Source organism: Nocardiopsis sp. JB363, assembly GCF_900143625.1.
Lineage (GTDB): Bacteria > Actinomycetota > Actinomycetes > Streptosporangiales > Streptosporangiaceae > Nocardiopsis.
On record NZ_FRFF01000125.1, the window covers coordinates 56,962 to 74,643 of the forward strand.

General features: G+C 69.5%; 16 protein-coding genes. 11 read left to right on the forward strand and 5 right to left on the reverse strand.

The features are described from left to right. The first annotated feature begins 10 nt into the window (after positions 1-10). Positions 11-334 (forward strand): ATP/GTP-binding protein, encoded by a 324-nt coding sequence (locus BQ8420_RS18570; RefSeq protein WP_200815982.1) that lies wholly within the window; start codon positions 11-13, stop codon positions 332-334. 26 nt (positions 335-360) lie between these two features. After that, a complete protein-coding gene (locus BQ8420_RS18575; protein ID WP_087100399.1) occupies positions 361-1,092 on the forward strand; it encodes an alpha/beta hydrolase in 732 nt (243 codons plus the stop codon). An 86-nt stretch (positions 1,093-1,178) separates the two neighbouring features. On the opposite strand, the gene BQ8420_RS18580 is transcribed toward BQ8420_RS18575, so the two are convergent. Together BQ8420_RS18580 and mce are read right to left on the reverse strand one after the other, a co-directional pair. Further along, positions 1,179-2,471, reverse strand: coding sequence for a DivIVA domain-containing protein (locus BQ8420_RS18580; protein WP_087100400.1), 1,293 nt, complete (start codon positions 2,469-2,471; stop codon positions 1,179-1,181). 414 nt (positions 2,472-2,885) lie between these two features. Then, positions 2,886-3,344, reverse strand: a complete 459-nt coding sequence (gene mce, locus BQ8420_RS18585; protein ID WP_087100401.1) for a methylmalonyl-CoA epimerase — start codon at positions 3,342-3,344, stop codon at positions 2,886-2,888. Between the two features lie 85 nt (positions 3,345-3,429). Between mce and BQ8420_RS18590 the strand changes: the two genes are divergently transcribed. Next, positions 3,430-4,617 (forward strand): acetyl-CoA C-acetyltransferase, encoded by a 1,188-nt coding sequence (locus tag BQ8420_RS18590; protein WP_087100402.1) that lies wholly within the window; start codon positions 3,430-3,432, stop codon positions 4,615-4,617. A gap of 128 nt (positions 4,618-4,745) precedes the next feature. Continuing rightward, entirely contained in the window at positions 4,746-5,705 is a 960-nt protein-coding gene (meaB, locus tag BQ8420_RS18595) for a methylmalonyl Co-A mutase-associated GTPase MeaB (protein ID WP_087100403.1), read from the forward strand. Here meaB and BQ8420_RS18600 read toward each other — a convergent pair. Both BQ8420_RS18600 and BQ8420_RS18605 read right to left on the reverse strand, forming a co-directional pair. Continuing rightward, positions 5,674-6,513 (reverse strand): alpha/beta fold hydrolase, encoded by an 840-nt coding sequence (locus BQ8420_RS18600; RefSeq protein WP_087100404.1) that lies wholly within the window; start codon positions 6,511-6,513, stop codon positions 5,674-5,676. The genes meaB and BQ8420_RS18600 overlap by 32 nt on opposite strands. A 217-nt stretch (positions 6,514-6,730) precedes the next feature. Beyond that, complete coding sequence (locus BQ8420_RS18605; RefSeq protein ID WP_087100405.1) at positions 6,731-8,401, reverse strand: glycosyl hydrolase family 18 protein; 1,671 nt, start codon at positions 8,399-8,401, stop codon at positions 6,731-6,733. Positions 8,402-8,656: 255 nt separating this feature from the next. On the opposite strand from BQ8420_RS18605, the gene BQ8420_RS18610 reads away from it, so the two are divergent. The 7 genes from BQ8420_RS18610 (at position 8,657) to BQ8420_RS18640 (ending at position 15,667) form a co-directional block, all read left to right on the forward strand. Next, on the forward strand, positions 8,657-9,178 hold the full coding sequence (locus BQ8420_RS18610; RefSeq protein WP_087100406.1) for a MarR family transcriptional regulator: 522 nt from the start codon (positions 8,657-8,659) through the stop codon (positions 9,176-9,178). A gap of 78 nt (positions 9,179-9,256) precedes the next feature. Next, a complete protein-coding gene (locus BQ8420_RS18615) occupies positions 9,257-10,987 on the forward strand; it encodes a methylmalonyl-CoA mutase (protein WP_087100407.1) in 1,731 nt (576 codons plus the stop codon). Between the two features lie 93 nt (positions 10,988-11,080). Next, positions 11,081-12,028, forward strand: coding sequence for a tetratricopeptide repeat protein (locus BQ8420_RS18620; protein ID WP_087100408.1), 948 nt, complete (start codon positions 11,081-11,083; stop codon positions 12,026-12,028). Between the two features lie 204 nt (positions 12,029-12,232). Then, a complete protein-coding gene (locus BQ8420_RS18625) occupies positions 12,233-12,955 on the forward strand; it encodes an AAA family ATPase (RefSeq protein WP_087100409.1) in 723 nt (240 codons plus the stop codon). 339 nt (positions 12,956-13,294) lie between these two features. Beyond that, positions 13,295-14,698 (forward strand): NAD-dependent malic enzyme, encoded by a 1,404-nt coding sequence (locus BQ8420_RS18630; protein WP_087100410.1) that lies wholly within the window; start codon positions 13,295-13,297, stop codon positions 14,696-14,698. Between the two features lie 63 nt (positions 14,699-14,761). After that, a complete protein-coding gene (locus BQ8420_RS18635; protein ID WP_087100411.1) occupies positions 14,762-15,343 on the forward strand; it encodes a YqgE/AlgH family protein in 582 nt (193 codons plus the stop codon). A gap of 81 nt (positions 15,344-15,424) precedes the next feature. Beyond that, positions 15,425-15,667: a DUF3039 domain-containing protein gene (locus BQ8420_RS18640; protein WP_087100412.1), complete on the forward strand. Its 243-nt coding sequence runs from the start codon at positions 15,425-15,427 to the stop codon at positions 15,665-15,667. A gap of 88 nt (positions 15,668-15,755) precedes the next feature. Here BQ8420_RS18640 and BQ8420_RS18645 read toward each other — a convergent pair whose 3' ends face one another. Then, on the reverse strand, positions 15,756-17,678 hold the full coding sequence (locus tag BQ8420_RS18645) for an HtaA domain-containing protein (RefSeq protein ID WP_087100413.1): 1,923 nt from the start codon (positions 17,676-17,678) through the stop codon (positions 15,756-15,758). Positions 17,679-17,682: the final 4 nt, after the last annotated feature.

Below are 17,682 nucleotides of genomic sequence, written 5' to 3' on the forward strand. Positions count from 1 at the left end.
CCCTTGAAGGGTGAGCCCGCGCCGAAACAGCCCCCGACGTAAGTCCGGCCGCAAGTCAGCCGCCGGTCCCCCCGACGAGGATTCCCTCATGCTGCGTATCACCGGGGGGCAACGTCGCGAGACCGGGCCGGACGGTGAGTACGTCACCCGTCGCGTCTCCGGCTCGGCCGCCACCAAGGCCTACCGTTGTCCCGGCTGCGCGCAGGAGATCCCCACCGGCATGCCCCACGTGGTCGCCTGGCGCCCCTACGGCGACGGCGGCGACCGGCGCCACTGGCACTCCTCCTGCTGGGAACGGCGCTCACGCCGCTCACCCAGGGCCCCTCGATACTGATTCCGGACCCCACCGAAGAAGGAGCCATGGAGATCCGAGCCACCACGGTGCTGCCCGCCGATCGGCGCCCCATCACCCTGCACACCGCCGACGGCCTGGAACTGGTCGGGGAACTGGCGATGCCCGAGGGCGGGAAGCCGGACGCCACCATCGTGTGCTTGCACCCGCTGCCCACCGCCGAGGGCATGATGGACAGCCACGTGCTGCGCAAGGCGTCCTTCCGACTGCCGGCGTTGGCCAACATCGCGGTTCTGCGGTTCAACACCCGAGGCACCACCTCCCGGCACGGCACCAGCCAGGGCGAGTTCGGCGAAGGGGAGACCGAGAAGCACGACGTGCTCGCCGCCATCGAGTTCACCGAGTTCGAGGAGCTCCCCGAACCCTGGCTGCTGGGCTGGTCCTTCGGTACCGAACTGGCGCTCAAGTGGGGCTGCGACCCCCAGGTGAAGGGCGCCGTGCTGCTGTCCCCGCCGCTGCACCGGGCCGACGAGTCCGACATGGCGGTGTGGGCCGACTCCGGTAAGCCGGTGGTGGCGCTGGTCCCCGAACACGACGACTTCCTCAAGCCCGACGAGGCCCGTGAACGGTTCGCCCCGCTCACCCAGGCGGAGATCATCGCGGTGGACGGCGCCAAGCACCTGTGGGTCGGCGAACCCTACGTGCGCCGCGTCCTCGACGAGGTCGTCAAGCGGATCAACCCCGGGGCGTACCCGCTGCCCACCGAGTGGGACGGCCCCTGGGAACGAGATGCCGCGTAGGTCATGAGGCATGACCAAGGGCCCGGAACCCCCGTGGGGATCCGGGCCCTTCACCGTGTCAGACGGTCACGGCCGAACGGTCGTGACTACTCCTGCCACCAGTCCTCGTCGTCGGCGCCCTTGCCGGAGTGGGCCGGCTGCTTGGCCTCCTCGGCGGGGGCCGCGGGAGCGGCCGGAGCGGGCTCCTGCTGGATGGCCGCGGGCGCACCCGCGGCGGGGGCGGCCGGAGCCGGACCGGCGCCGCCACCGAGCAGCTGACGCAGCTGCTGCAGGTGCGACTGGATGCTGTCGCGCTGGCGGTTGAGCTCCTCGACCTCCTTCTTGGCGATCGCCATGATCCGGTTGGCCTCGGCCTTGGAGTCCGACACCTGGTGCTCGGCCTTGGCCTTGGCGTCGGTGTCGATCTGGCCGGCGTTCTTCTTGGCGTTGCCGACCAGCGTCTTGGCGTGGTTCTCGGCCTCGCGACGAGTGTGCTCGGCCTGCTGGCTGGCCTTGGTGGCACGCTCCTCGGCGCTGCGGGCGCGCTCCTCGGCCTCGCTGACCATCTGCTGGGTGGCGGCCTGGGCGGCGGCCAGACGCTCGGCGTCCTGACGCTCGGCCTCGGCACGACGGTCGGCCAGTTGCAGCTCGAACTGGTCCTCGGTCTCGGTGCGACGGGCCTCGGACTCGGCGTAAGCGCGCTCGGCGTTCTTACGCAGCTCCTCGGACTGGCTCTTGGCGGACTGGATCGTCTCGTCGCGCTCGCGCTTGGCGGCGGCGCGGGCCTGGGCGCACTCACGCTCGGTGGTGGTGCGCAGCTTGGCGATCTCGCCCTCGAAGGTGGCGCGCTTCTCGGCGATCTCGTGGTCGACGGCGGAGCGCTTCTTCTGGACCTCGCGCTCGGTGGTGGAGGCCAGCTCGTCGGCCTCGCGGCGGGCGGTGGTGCTGATCTCCTCCGCCTCGGACTCGGCGGACTGGCGCTGCTCGTCGGCCTCGCGCTGGGCGAGGGTGCGGACCTCGGTCGCCTCGGACTCGGCGGCGGCGCGCATCTCCGCGGCCTCGATCTTGGCGGACGAACGAATGTCGTTGGCGTCGATCTGGGCGGCCTGGACGAGCTCGTTGGCTTGTTCCTCGGCCAGTCGAAGCAGTTCCTCGATGCGAGAACCCAGGCCGGAGTAGGTGGGACGCTCGCGCTCCTGGAGCTGGCGCTGCTTGGAGGTCAGCTCGGCCTTGTACTTCTCGGCCGCGCCGTTGGCCTCCTTGACCTCGTTGCGGAGCCCGTCGAGGTAGTCCTGCACCTGGTTGCGGTCAAAGCCACGCAACACCACGTCGAACTCGGGCGGAGCGTTGTCTTCGTCGAAGATGTTGTTGAGCTGGGTGTCGATGTTGTTTGACGACATGTGGCGGAATCCTGAACGGGTGCGAGACGGCTACTTGTACTTGCGTACTGCCGGGGACGGCAGGAGGTGGTTGCGGTGCCCCCGGGGACGATGTGGGTCCGGGGCGCGTGCGCCGAGGGTGTGAGCGGATCGGTGCGGTGTTCGACCCTGACCGGATTCGAGGGCGAATCCGGTTGGTGTCGCTGGTGGTTGTGGCCGCCCCGGTTCACGACCGGACTGCCAGACACGGCCCAACGCCGGAAGAAAAGTACATCCGGCAGCTAGCCGACTTTATCAAGCGTGCAACCCCGGGGAAGGGGGTTTCGTGTAACTTCCGCCGGGGTCCGAGGTCGGCCGCTCTCACGGAAGTCAAGACGTGATGCCTTCGGGACGTCACCGTGACGTTGTCGGCCCGGTCGAGCCTGGGGCGTTCCCTCACTGCGAGCTTTGCACCAATTCGGTCAGAACGCCACCGCAGTCCTTCGGGTGGAGGAAAACGATCCGTGAATCCGCGGTACCGACCCGCGGCTCGGCGTCCAGGACCCGCACCCCGCGCTCACCGATCCCCTCGGCGCTCGCGGCGACGTCGGCGGTACCGAACGCGAGGTGATGCACGCCCTCGCCGTTGCGCTCCAGGAACTTCGCCACCGGGGAGTCGTCCCTGGTCGGTTCCAGCAGCTGGATATAGGTGGCGCCACCGTCGTCGGTGCCGTTGACCAGGAGCATCGCCTCGCGAACACCCTGCTCCTCGTTCACCTCCTGGTGCTCCACCTCGAAGCCGTACGTGCGCCGGTAGAACTCGATGGAGGCGTCCAGGTCTCGGCAGGCGATCCCTACGTGGTCCAGGCGGGTCAGACCGGAGAACGGGCCGGTCGGAACGGGTGCGTCGCTCACGGGTGAACCTCTCGAACGTCGATGTGATCTGTGTGGGTATCGTTGCAGACCAGGTGCGTCACCCATCACTTGGAGGCCAGTTAAGATGCCCGGTTCCGTCATCGTCGGTGGGGCACGAACCCCCACCGGCAGACTCCTCGGCTCCCTCGCCGGGTTCTCCGCCGCCGACTTGGGCGGCTTCGCGATCAAGGCCGCGCTGGAGCGCGCCGGCATCGGCGGTGACCAGGTCGGATACGTGGTCATGGGACAGGTGTTGCAGGCCGGGGCCGGTCAGATCCCGTCCCGTCAGGCCGCCGTCAAGGGCGGTATCCCCATGGACGTCCCCTCGGTGACCATCAACAAGGTCTGCCTGTCCGGCCTGGACGCGATCGCCCTCGCCGACCAGCTCATCAGCGCGGGCGAGTTCGACATCGTGGTCGCGGGCGGCATGGAGTCCATGACCAACGCCCCGCACCTGTTGCCCAAGTCCCGCAAGGGCTACAAGTACGGCTCCATCGAGGTCCTGGACGCCACCGCGCACGACGGCCTCACCGACTCCTTCGAGGGCGACTCCATGGGCGCCTCCACCGAGCGCCACAACGGCAAGCTCGGCATGAAGCGCCCCGAGCAGGACGCCTTCGCCGCCCGCTCGCACCAGCGCGCCGCCGCCGCGGCCGAGAAGGGGTTGTTCGACGACGAGATCGTCCCCGTCGAGATCCCGCAGCGCAAGGGCGACCCGGTCGTCTTCTCGCACGACGAGGGCATCCGCCCCGACACCACGGCCGAGAGCCTGGGCAAGCTGCGCCCGGCCTTCGACCGCGACGGCACCATCACCGCGGGCTCCTCCTCGCAGATCTCCGACGGCGCCGCCGCGGTGGTCGTGATGAGCCGCGCCAAGGCCGAGGAGCTCGGCGCCCCGATCCTCGCCGAGATCGGCGCGCACGGGAACGTCGCCGGTCCCGACAACTCGCTGCACTCCCAGCCCTCCAACGCCATCAAGCACGCCCTCGGCAAGGCGGGCAAGGCGGTGGAGGACCTGGACCTCATCGAGATCAACGAGGCGTTCGCCGCGGTGGGCCTGAAGTCCACCGAGGACCTCGGTGTCTCCGAGGACATCGTCAACGTCAACGGCGGCGCCATCGCGCTCGGTCACCCGATCGGCGCCTCCGGTGCCCGCATCGCCCTGCACCTGGTGCACGAGCTGCGTCGTCGCGGCGGCGGCCTGGGCGCGGCGGCCCTGTGCGGTGGCGGTGGCCAGGGCGACGCCCTGCTGTTCTCGGTGCCCGCCGAGTAACGCCCCGACCGACAACCGAACGAACCTGCGCGGCCAGGGACACCCCCGAACGGTCGCGCGGCGCACCTGTCCACCGCGGGGCGGAGGCCACGAGCCCCCGCCCCGCGCGGTACATCCCGAGGAGTCACATGAACGCCCCCCAGCTGGTCGAACGGGTCCGCGGCGGTGACCGCAGGGCCCTGGCCCGCGCGATCACCCTGGTGGAGAACGGCGCCGAGGAACTGCGCCCCATCATGGCGGGACTGGCGCCCCACACCGGTCGGGCCCGCGTGGTCGGCTTCACCGGGTCGCCGGGGGTGGGCAAGTCGACCACCACCAACGCCGTGGTGCGTGCGGTGCGCGCCCAGGGCAAGTCGGTCGCCGTCCTGGCGGTGGACCCGTCCTCGCCGTTCACCGGCGGCGCCTTGCTGGGCGACCGGGTGCGGATGCAGGAGCACGCCACCGACCCCGGGGTGTACATCCGTTCCATGGCCAACCGAGGTCACCTGGGCGGTCTGTCCTGGGCCACGCCGCACGCGCTGCGGGTGCTGGACGCCGCCGGGTTCGACGTCATCCTCGTGGAGACCGTGGGCGTGGGCCAGTCGGAGGTCGACATCGCCCGCCACGCGGACACCACCGTGGTGCTGAGCGCGCCGGGGATGGGCGACGCGGTCCAGGCCGCCAAGGCCGGTGTACTGGAGGTCGCCGACGTGTTGACGATCAACAAGGCCGACCGGGACGGCGCCAAGTCGACCCTGCGCGAACTGCGTCAGATGATCGCGATGAAGGACCGCGCCGACGAGGAGTGGAAGCCGCAGATCGTCATGACGGTGGCTTCCCAGGACGAGGGCGTTGGCGAGCTGTGGGAGCGCGTCGAACAGCACTTCGCCCACCTGGAGGCCTCCGGGGAGCTCGCCGAACGACGTCGTGCCCGCGCGCGGGACGAGGTGGAGGCCATCGTGGTGGAGCTGCTGCGCTCCCGCATGGGCGGGGTGGGGGCCGATGGCGGTCTGGACACCCTCGCCGGTGAGGTCGCCGCCGGCGATCGCGACCCCTACACCGCCGCCGACCTTCTGCTCAAGGAGTTGGGCGCCGACCCGATTCCGTGACCGACGCGAGGGTCTCGCGCAGAACACCGGCGAACCCGTTCGGGTCCTCCACGAACCCGCCGTGGTCCCCGGGGAACACCACGGGGACCACACCGAGCAGTTCCGCCAACGCCCGGGTGGTCCGGTCGGTGATCAGGCCACCCGAGGTGGCCCCCAGCGCGGGTACCACCCGCGCGGACCCGGCCGCGATCCGCTCGATGTCGACCCGGTGGTGCACGGTGCCCCGGAGTTCGTGGACGTAGAACCGGTGGTCGTTCGGATCGCCCTCTTCCTCGGCGGGGTTCGCGTCGGACCCCTCCGAGTCCTCCTCGGGCGTGGGAAAGCCCGCGTTGGCCATGAACCGGCGCCACGCCGCCCCCGCGCCGTCCCGATGGTAGGTCGCGATGATCTCCTCGGTGACCGCGAACTGTTCCTCCGCCTCCGGCAGCAGTCCGAGCAACGGGGGCTCGTGCGCCACGATGACGCGGGCGCGGTCGGGATGGTGCTCGGCCAGCGCCAAGGTGGTCACGGCACCGCCGCTGGAACCGAGGAAGTCGGCCTCGGCGATGCCCATGTGGTCCAAGAGCGCGACGAGGTCGTCCGCGCGCGCCTCGGGGGTGGAATCCTGGTCGGGGTCGTCGAGCACGCTACGGCCGATGCCCCTCGGGTCGTGGGTGACCACGGTGTGGGTCTCGGCGAGAGCCTCCGCCAGGGGCCCGAACATGTCGGCCCCCATCGGCGCCCCGGTCAGGATCAGGAGGGGACCCTCGCCATGGACCTCGTAGTAGAGGACGCCGTCCGGGGTCTTCAGTGTGCGCGTGCCGGTCATGTCCGGGTCCCTTCGGTCAGGGTCGCCGCCGCGGACGACCTCACCCGTATGGACCGGTGTTCCCCGCCGAACTCATCGCCCACCCCGAGAGTTTCCGTAAAGGGGCCGGGGCGAACCGTCGCACGTCGGTCCGCCCCGGCCTGGCGGCGGTGCTCCCCGGATCAGAGCACCGACGCCGTCACGACCCGTTCGGCGCCCGGCCGAACGGGAGTCTTTCCTATCCCCCCAACGCCGCGTCGATCGCGGTGATGAGGCTGCCGTCGGCGTCGTCGCCGTCGATGGACCAGATCATGACGCCGCCCAGGTCGTTGTCCAGGGCCCAATCGGTCTTCTGGGTCATGGCGATCTCGTCGTCGTAGGTCCAGAAGGTCTCGCCGTCGTAGATCCACGCGGTGCCGAGGTCGTCGTCACGGTGCACCTCGAAGCCGCCCAGGTCCTTGAGCACCTTCCAGTCCTCGGTGCCGTCGGCGTAGGTGCCGGGAGCAGGCCCCTCGGCGGACTGGAAGAGTCCGTCGCCGTTCGGCCCGGGCTCCACACCGGTCCACCCCTGGCCGTAGAACGGCACGCCCAGGACGATCTTGGCGGGGTCGACCCCGCGATCCACGTACGCCTGGACGTTGGACTCGGCGGAGATCACGTCACCGGGGTCGTTCGGGTCGGGCGCCAGGTTGGACTGGTGGTTGGTGACCGTCTCCCAGGTGCCGTGGTAGTCGTAGCCCTGCACGGTGACGAAGTCGAAGTCCGCCATGACCTCGTCCAGTTCGTAGCCGGTGTCCAGGCGCCAGGCACCCGCGGGCATGAACGAACTCAGCTCGAAGTGGCGGTCGGTCTCCTCGCCCAACGCGTCGAGCTGTTCGCGGAACTCGCGGACCAAGGCGGTGAAGTTCTCCCGGTCCTCGGGGCGCACCACGTTGTCCGGGTGGCCGTCGGAGCCGGGCCACTCCCAGTCCAGGTCGATGCCGTCGAAGATCCCGTAGGCGAGACCCTCACCACCGGCCCCGTCGATCTCGGGGAGGTTCCCGCGCAGGTACAGGTCGACGCAGGAGCTCACCAGGCGTTCACGGGACTCGGGGGTCAGCACCGCGTCGGAGAAGTTCTTGGACCAGTTCCAGCCGCCCAGGGAGATGCTGACGGCCAGCTCCGGGTACCGCTCCTTGAGCTTGCGCAGCTGGTTGAAGTTGCCGCGCAGGGGCTGGCCGGGGCCGTCCGCGGCGCCGTCGACGCTTTCCGAGGCCGGGACCGCCCGGCCGTAGTCGGCGAGGGCGTCGCCCTCCTCGGGTTCGTTGGTCATGAAGCATTCGCCGTCGGTGCCGACGTTGCCGAACGCGTAGTTGATGTGCGTGAGCTTGTCGGCGCTGCCCGATTCCACCAGGTCGCGGACGTGGTAGTCGCGTTCCTCCGCGCCCCACTGGGTGAAGTAGGCGACGTTCATCGCGTCGTGGCCGGGACCGGGGGAGGGGGTGCCGGCGCAGTTCGCGCCGTTGATCGTGCAACCCGACAGGTGGGTGCTGTCATCGGCGTGGACGCCGTTGAACCCGAAGCTGTAGGTGCCGCCGGCGGGCACGACCGCGCCCCAGCGCGGCGGGGTGACGGTGTAGCCGTCACCGGCGGAGCCCTCGACGGTGGCGTTCCACAGTTCGTGGACGTCGCTGCCCTCGGGGAGGTCGAATTCGAGCGTCCAGTCGGAGAGGTCGGTGCCGGAGGCGTTGTGGACGGTGATCTCGCCGGTGTAGCCGGTGTTCCAGCGGGCGGATTCCACGTAGGTCACGGTGAGGCCGGAGGCGTCGACCTCCTGGGCGATGACGGGGGACGAAGCCAGTGCGAGCGGTACCGCAAGCACGGCCGCGGCGGGAACCGCGAGTGTGTTCCTGAGTCGTCGTGCGCTCACGTCGGGGTCTCCTGGGAGGGGGCTTGTCAGGGGCCGAGTGCGGGGCCGGGGCCGTACTGACGTGGGGGGATTAATTTTTAGGAAACTTAACTAACAATTCCGGGCGGCGTCAACGCCCGCACGGCAGGTTTCTCCGAACGATCCACGAAGTCGCAGGTCGACCTCCGGATTTTCGGTGCCGGTCGGTTCCGCCCGCACCCCTCGGCGGGGCCCGCCACCGAACGCACCACCTAGAGTGACGGCGTGGGAAACCCTTTGAACCTTCCGTTCGACCCGATCGAACGCGCGCACGACAACTGGAGTCAGAGATGGGGGGCCTCGCCCGCGATGGCGGCGGTCACCTCGCTCATGCGTGCGCAGCAGATCCTCATCGGCGAGCTGGACGGCACCCTCAAGCCGTTCGGTCTGACCTTCGCCCGTTACGAAGCGCTGGTCCTGCTCACCTTCAGCGCCTCCGGGGCGCTGCCCCTGGGCAAGATCGGTGAGCGCCTCATGGTGCACCCGACCAGTGTCACCAACACCATCGACCGGTTGGAGGGGCAGGGATTCGTGCTGCGGATGCCCAACCCCAGCGACGGTCGGGGGGTGCTGGCGGAGATCACCGAGACGGGCCGCGAAGTCACCGAGGGAGCCACTCAGGCTCTCCTGGGCATGGACTTCGCCATGGGCTGCTACTCCGAGGAGGAGCTGTGGCGCATGCACGAGATGTTCGTGCGGCTCCGGGTGGACTTCGGCGACTTCCCCGCTCCGGCGGCGAAGGAGGCGCGGGGCGCCTGACCGGCGGACCGCCGGCGACGCGCTGCGCCCGCGATTCCTCCGCTGTACATATTTAGTTGGACGTCCTACTATTCTGGTATGGCGAACAGCACAGGAGACCTCACCAACGGCGGCGAGGCCCGGGACATCGAGGCCGGGCGCGAACGCTGGCAGCGCCGGTACGACACCGCTCGCACACGGGACGCCGACTTCACCTCCCTGTCCGGGAAGCCCCTCGAACCCGTCTACGGGCCCCGACCCGGAGCCGAGGTCCCCGGTTTCGAGCGCATCGGTTGGCCCGGCGAGTACCCCTACACCCGAGGGCTCTACCCCACCGGCTACCGCGGCCGGGCCTGGACCATCCGCCAGTTCGCCGGCTTCGGCAACGCACGCCAGACCAACGAGCGCTACAAGATGATCCTCGCCTCCGGCGGCGGTGGACTGTCCGTGGCCTTCGACATGCCCACCCTCATGGGCTACGACTCCGACTCCCCGCAGTCGCTGGGCGAGGTCGGTCACTGCGGCGTGGCCATCGACTCGGTGGCCGACATGGACCTGCTCTTCGACGGCATCCCGCTCGGCGAGACCACCACGTCCATGACCATCAGCGGCCCCGCCATCCCGGCGTTCTGCATGTACCTAGTGGCGGCCGAACGCCAAGGCGTCGACATCGGCACCCTCAACGGCACCCTCCAGACCGACATCTTCAAGGAGTACATCGCCCAGAAGGAGTGGCTGTACCCGCCCGAGCCCCACCTGCGCCTCATCGGCGACCTGATGGAGTACTGCGCGGAGAACATCCCCGCCTTCAAGCCGCTGTCGGTCTCGGGCTACCACATCCGTGAGGCCGGGGCCACGGCCGCCCAGGAGCTCGCCTACACGCTCGCGGACGGCTTCGGCTACGTCGAACTCGGCCTGTCCCGCGGCCTGGACATCGATCGGTTCGCCCCCGGCCTGTCGTTCTTCTTCGACGCCCACATCGACTTCTTCGAGGAGATCGCCAAGTTCCGCGCCGCACGCCGCATCTGGGCCCGCTGGATCCGCGACGTCTACGGCGCCAAGAGCGAGAAGGCCCAGTGGCTGCGCTTCCACACCCAGACCGCGGGGGTCTCCCTCACCGCGCAGCAGCCCTACAACAACGTGGTGCGCACCGCCGTGGAGGCCCTCTCGGCGGTCCTGGGCGGAACCAACTCGCTGCACACCAACGCGCTCGACGAGACCCTGGCCCTGCCCACCGAGCAGTCCGCCGAGATCGCCCTGCGCACCCAACAGGTCCTCATGGAGGAGACCGGCGTGGTCAACGTCGCCGACCCGCTCGGCGGCTCCTGGTACGTGGAGGCCCTCACCGACGAGATCGAGGCCGAGGCCGAGCGCATCTTCGCGCACATCCGCTACATGGGCGGCGGTGACGACGTCGAACACGCCATCGGCCCGATGACCTCGGGCATCCTCGCCGGAATCGACAACGGCTACTTCGGCGCCGAGATCGCCGAGTCCGCCTACCAGTACCAGCAGGCCCTGGAGAAGGGCGACAAACGCATCGTCGGCGTCAACTGCCACACCAACACGATCTCCGGCGAGCTCGACGTCCTCAAGATCAGCCACGAGGTCGAACACGAGCAGAAGCGCGTCCTCACCGACCGTAGGGCCGCGCGCGACCAGGACGTCGTCGACCGTGCCCTGGCCCGCCTCCTGGAAGGCGTACGCGCCGACGACGGCAACCTCGTTCCGCTCATCATGGACGCGGCCCGAGCCGAGGCGACCCTCGGCGAGATCTGCGCCACCATGGGCGAGGAGTTCGGCACCTACACGGAGGACCCGCAGTTCTGACGGTCCTCCGTCAACCCACCCGTTGCCCCGGGCTTCGGGCCCGAGGCGGTACGGAGTCCTCGTACCGCCTCGGGATGGGGCAGGATGGGGAGTATGCAGCCTTCGGACTTTTCACCGAACAGTGCGGTCGACCTCGGGGCGCGCAAGGCGGCCTTGGAACGTGAGGCCAAGCAGCGCGCCGACGAGTCGGCCGGTCGTACCAACCCCTATGCCGTCAACGTCGACGAGGCCAACTTCCAGCAGGTGCTGGAGAACTCTCTGTCGTCCCCGATCGTCCTCGCGGTCCTGGCGGGCTGGTCCGAGCAGTCCAAACAGGTCGAGGACGCCCTGGACAACCTTTCCAGGGGCTCCGGCGGCAACTGGATCCTGGGCAAGATCGACAGCGAGGGCAGCCCTCAGCTGGTGCAGGCGCTTCGTGTGGAGGGCGCCCCGAGCATCATCATCGCCATCCAGGGTCAGGTCATGCCCCTGATGCAGGGACCGGCGACCGAGGAGCAGCTCCGCGACGGACTCACCCAGGTCTTCGGCGCCCTGTCCCAACAGGGCATGCTCCCGCCCGGGCACCCCGGCACGGTGGACGGTGACCCCTCCGCGATGCCGGAGGAACAAATCGCACCCGAACCCGAGGCCGACCCGATCGACGTCGAGGTGCAGGCCGCCCTGGAACGGGGGGACTTCGACGCGGCCGCCGCGGTGTTCGAGAAGGCGTTGACCGCCGACCCCAAGAACGCCGAGATCAAGGCCAAGCTGGCACAGGTCCGCCTGATCGGCCGGCTCCAGGACGTCGACCCCGAGACCGCCCTACAGGCCGCGGCCGACCGCCCGGACGACGTGGACGCCCAGATCACCCTGTCCGACGTCTTCATGTACGGCGGCAAGTTCGACGACGCCTTCGACCGGCTCATCGCGACGGTCAAGCGCACCTCCGACGAGGACCGGGACAAGGCCCGCGCACACCTGCTGGCCCTGTTCGACCTGCTGCCCGCCGCGGACCCGCGCGTGAGCGCGGCTCGCCGCAAGCTCACCTCCGCCCTGTTCTGACCGGGTACCGGCCGGTGACCGTTCTCCGAGAATTCTTTGAACGGTCACCGGCCGGAGGTTCCGCACCCTTTTCACCTGTTTGTGGCAAATCATGCGGTATTTGCCGTAGTGAAGACGGGTGGGATGGTCGCCCCCGCGTCGGGTAAAAGAACAACACGGCGGACCGCGAGCACGCGGTCCACAGTGCGACCCGGCAGGTGGACCATGGCGACCAACAACATTCCACACCCCGGCGGAGCCCCCGTGGTGACCGTCTCCGCCGCCTTCGGCGCCGGCGGCAGCGTGATCGGCCCGGCCGTCGCCGCTCGACTCCACGTCCCCTTCCTCGACCGCGCGGTCCCCAGCGCCGTCGCCGAACAGATCGGCTGCTCACTCGACGAGGTCCTGCAACGCGACGACCGTGCGCCCGGTGGCTTCGAGCGGCTCCTCGCCGGTGCGGCCCGGTTGCCCACCGTCACCATCGGCAGTGTCGACACCGCCTATTTCGGCGCCACCGACGACGAGGGTCGTCTTCTGTACGACCACGAGTTCGTCGAACAGACCGAACTGGTCATCAAGGACGTGGCCCGCGCCGGCGGGGTCGTCCTCGGTCGCGCCGCCGCGGTGATCCTGGCCGACCACCCGGGCGCCGTGCACGTGCGGCTGATCGGAAGCCGCGAGGCTCGCCTGCGCCGCGCCCGCCGCCTGTGGGAACTCGGGGACCGGGAGGAGTGCGGCGGCAAGGGATGGGGGCCCACCGCGCCCACCGCGAAGCTGTTGGACGACAACGACCGCGCCCGCGCCTCCTACGTGCGCCGGTTCTACCGGGTCGATCCGGCCGATCCGAGCCATTACCACCTGGTGGTCGATTCCACCGTGCTCTCCACCGACGCCTGTGCGGACATGGTGGTCCGGGCCGCCGAGGACCGTGCCAGGGAAAGTAATTAATGCGATTTTTTCCGAAGGGGTTAATTGTCCTCTTGTGCTGACGTTTCCCCCTTGACTCGGGTAGGGTGAAGCGACTCGGTTGTGGGTTCCCAGCCAGCCCCCGGCCGGCAACCGAGCCCCGCCCCCGAAGGCACCCCCTCGACGGATGTCCACGGCGGGACGCGTCGCCGGCACGGACGCGGACCCGTGATTCCGGCGGGCGAGAGCCGACCAGAGCCACCGGGGTGGACCCACGGCGTACAGGGCCACAGCCATCCCGAGGTCGGTCCGTACATCCACGGGAGAGCCGCCGGTGCGCCCCGCGGACGCATGACACCAGCCAAAGCCAAGGAGCAACACGTGGCCACCCTTCCCAGCGTTTCGTACTCCATCACCGTCCGCCTGGAACTGGACGCCGGAGGCAGCGCGGTCGGCAGCCTCACCAACGCGGTGGAGCAGGTCGGCGGCATGATCACCGCCCTCGACGTGGCGGCCGCAGGCCACGAGCGCATCCGCATCGACGTCACCTGCGCCGCCCGCGACACAGAACACGCACAGTCGATCGTCGACGCCCTCGGCGCCGTCGACGGGGTCACGGTCCACAAGGTCAGCGACCGCACCTTCCTCATGCACCTCGGCGGCAAGATCGAGATGAAGTCGAAGGTGCCGCTGCGCAACCGCGACGAACTCTCCATGGCCTACACGCCCGGCGTGGCCCGCGTCTCCCAGGCCATCGCCGCCAACAAGGACGACGCCCGCCGCCTCACCATCAAGCGCAACAGCGTCGCCGTGGTCACCGACGGCTCCGCCGTCCTGGGACTGGGCAACATCGGCCCCGAAGCCGCCATGCCCGTCATGGAGGGCAAGGCCGCCCTGTTCAAACGCTTCTCCGACATCGACGCCTGGCCCATCGCCCTGGACACCCAGGACGTCGACGAGATCGTCCGCACCGTCCAGTTGATCGCCCCCGGCTTCGGCGGCATCAACCTGGAGGACATCTCCGCCCCGCGTTGCTTCGAGGTCGAGGCCCGTCTGCGCGAACTCCTGGACATCCCCGTCTTCCACGACGACCAGCACGGCACCGCCATCGTCGTCCTGGCCGCCCTGCGCAACGCCCTGCGCGTGGTCGGCAAGAAGCTGTCCGAGGTCCGCATCGTCATGTCCGGCGCCGGTGCGGCCGGCACCGCCATCCTCAAGCTGCTCATGCACGCCGGAGCGCGCGACGTCATCGTCAACGACGTGCACGGGGCCGTCCACACCGGTCGTGAGGACCACGACGAGAACCTGAGCTGGATCGCCGAGCACACCAACCCGGCCGGTTACAGCGGCGACCTCAAGGGCGCCGTCGCCGGGGCCGACGTGTTCATCGGGGTCTCCGCCCCCGACCTGCTCGACGGCGGGGACATCGCCGAGATGAACGAGGACTCGATCATCTTCGCGCTGGCCAACCCCGACCCGGAGGTCGACCCGGACGTCGCGCACCTGCACGCCGCGGTCGTCGCCACCGGGCGCAGCGACTACCCGAACCAGATCAACAACGTGCTGGTCTTCCCGGGCTTCTTCCGTGGCCTGCTGGACGCCCAGAGCCACAACGTCACCTCGGACATGATGGTCGCCGCGGCCGAGGCCCTCGCCGACGTCGTCACCGAGGACGAACTCGGCCCGAATTACATCATCCCGAGCGTCTTCCACGCGGACCTGTCCGGCCACGTGGCCAACGCGGTCCGTGAGGTCGCCCAACGCAGTCAGGCCGCTCAGGGCTGAACAGCCTCGTCGAACCTCCCTGAGGAGGTCTCTCGTCGGTCGCTTTTCGGGTAAAGGTGGACCATGGACGAGTCGACTCTGACCGGGCGCCTGCTGGTGGCCGCCCCCCTGCTTCAGGAGGACTCCTTCCGCCGTTCGGTGGTGTTCGTCATCGACGACGCCGCCGACGGCACCCTCGGAGTGATCCTCAACCGGCCGCTGGAGCTTTTGGTGGACGAGGTGGTGTCCCGCTGGGGCGACTACGTCAGTTCCCCGGCGGTGATGTTCGCGGGCGGGCCGGTGGGCACCGATTCCGGTATCGCCCTGGGCAGCGCCGCTCCAGAGGAGGCCCCGCCGGGCTGGTCTCCGTTGGAGGACGTGCTCCCCGGAACAGGGCTGGACGGTGTGGGCGTTGTGGATCTGGACGGCCCGCCCGAGGTGCTCGGCTCCTCACTCGCCGCGCTGCGCGTGTTCGCCGGGTACGCCGGGTGGGGTTCGGGGCAGTTGGCGGGGGAGATCGAGGAGGGCGCCTGGTTCGTGGTCGACGCGTTCGCCGACGACCTGTTCGGTGGCGACCCCGAGGGGCTGTGGTCGCGGGTCCTGCGCCGGCAGGGCGGGGAGATGGCCTTGTTGTCCACTTATCCGGACGATCCCACCATGAACTGAGCGGGCACTTCTCCCCGGGGAGATGAGATGGGCCACGGCACCCTATACCGTGGGATCCAGACGTTGAAAGGTGTGAGGACGATGTCGATGGACGTCCTGAACAAGGTTCTTCCGGACAGCGAGACCAAGCCGGATATCTCGCACGACGATGGTGACCGGGAACGGTTCGCCCATTACGTGCAGAAGGAGAAGATCACCCAGAGTGCGGTGAGCGGCGATCCGGTGATCGCCCTGTGCGGCAAGGTATGGGTGCCCAACCGCGACCCGAAGAAGTTCCCCGTGTGCCCGGAGTGCAAGCAGGCATACGAGGACATGATGAAGTAGGCGGCCTTCCGGTCGCACTCGAAAGGCCTTGACCCACCCTCGCGGGTGAGCCAAGGCCTTCGTCGTTTCCGAATACGGACCGGGGTGCCTAGACCTCGGCCTCCGCGTCGGTGCGTCGGCGCGAGACCACGATGGCCGTGCCACCCGCGGTCACGGCGACCACGGCCGCGATCAGCAGCCCGGTCAGGGCGGTACCGGTGCTGGGCAGACCGGGCTTGCCACCGTCGTCACCACCGCCGCCGTCACCGGGGCCGGGGGTCGGGTCGCCGTCGCCACCACCGTTGCCGCCGTCACCGCCACCGGGGACCTCGACGTCCTCGTCCACGCTCAAGGCCAGGGAGATCGGGTCCAACCGCTCGCCCTCGACGTAGAAGTCGGCGAACGCGGGGACACCTTCGGCGGTGAGGGTGGCCGGGATCGGGCCCCAGCTCAGGACGCCCTCGTCGACCTCGGCCTCGACACCGGACAGGTCCAGGTCAGCCAGGGCGACGTCGTCGTAGGTGAGGAGTTCGGCGTCGGTCAGGGACTTGCTGACCACGTCGGCGCGCAGGGTGCCCGCCTCGCCGTCGATCTCCACACGCGGATCGGTGACGGACATGTACAACAGCGGGTCGGCGTCACCGTAGACGTGACCCTCGAAGAGCACGGTGCCGGTGAGGTCGATCTCGGCGGTGACGTCGTCCAGGTTCACCTCGCCGTTGGCGTCGGTGAAGGAGAAGGTGCCGTCGTCGTTGCGGGTGGCGCCGTCGGACACGGTGATGTCACCGGCGGCGATGTCGCCCTCGATGTAGTTGCGGAAGGACTCCTTGACGCCCCAGTCGGCGCGACCGTTGAACACGGTCTGGTCGCCCTCGGGGAGCTCCCCGCCGTCACCGTCATCGCCGCCATCTCCTTCGTCGTCGCCGTCGTCCTCGGTGGCGAAGGAGATCGGGGTCCACACGTCCTGGTCGCGGTTGCCGATGTCGGTGTGGTCGTTGAAGACCGCGATGTGGCACTGGTCCTCGACGCAGTCGTAGGTCGTCCCCTCGTTGTCGTAGGTGCCGGACACCTCGACCTCGGTGGAGAACGTGCCCTCGTCACCGGGGGCGTCGGTCCCGCCCAGCCACACCGCGCCGGTGTGGTGGGCCGGGTAGGAGTCCGAGGACTGCTCCTCGGCGGTCAGCGCGACGTAGACACCCTGGCCGGGACGGAAACCGGTGCCGTCGACGGTGACGGACTCACCCTCGGGGTTCAGTTCCTGGGTCTTGGAGACGGTGACCTTCGGGTCGTGGGCGGGTTCACCGGGCTCGCCGGGTTCCCCCGGCTCCCCGGGGTCGCCGCCCTCCACTGCCGTGGTGGTGAAGGACAGCGGGTCCATGGGATCGCCCGCGCCATAGAAGTCGGCGAAGGCCTCGACCGCGTCGGCGTGCAGGGTGCCGGCCTCGGAGGTGAAGCCGATGTCGTCGCCGTCCACGGTCAGCTCGGCGCCGGTCAGCTCGGCCACGGGGACCTCGCCGAACTCGATCAGGCCACCGGGGGGCAGGCTCGGGTCCGCGCCCTTGAACTCGCGGCTGGTGACGTCGGCGTAGAGGGTGGCGGAGCCGTCTCCGTCGAACTCCACGCGCGGATCGGCGACCTGGACCTCCAGGACCGCGCCCTGACCATGGTCGTGGCCGGCGAAGACCACCGTGCCACCGAAGCTCACCTCGCCGGAGGCGTCCTCCTTGGAGACGGAGCCGTCCACGGTGGGGAAGTCGAAGGTTCCGTCGTCGTTGACGCTCGCGCCGTCGGACGCGGTGATCTCACCGGCGGCGATGGGGCTGCCGATGTAGTTGCGGAAGGACTCCTTGACGCCCCAGGTGGCGGAACCGCCGTCCAGGGAGACGGGCGCCTCGTCGGCCATGGCGGCAGGGGCAGCCGCCACGGTGAGGGAGGCCCCGAGGGCGGCCGCGCCCACGTAGGCGGTGAGGGAGCGCAGCGCTCGACGGGCTCTGCCCGCGCCGCCGGCCTCACGGGTCGTGTTGGTGCTCATGTGA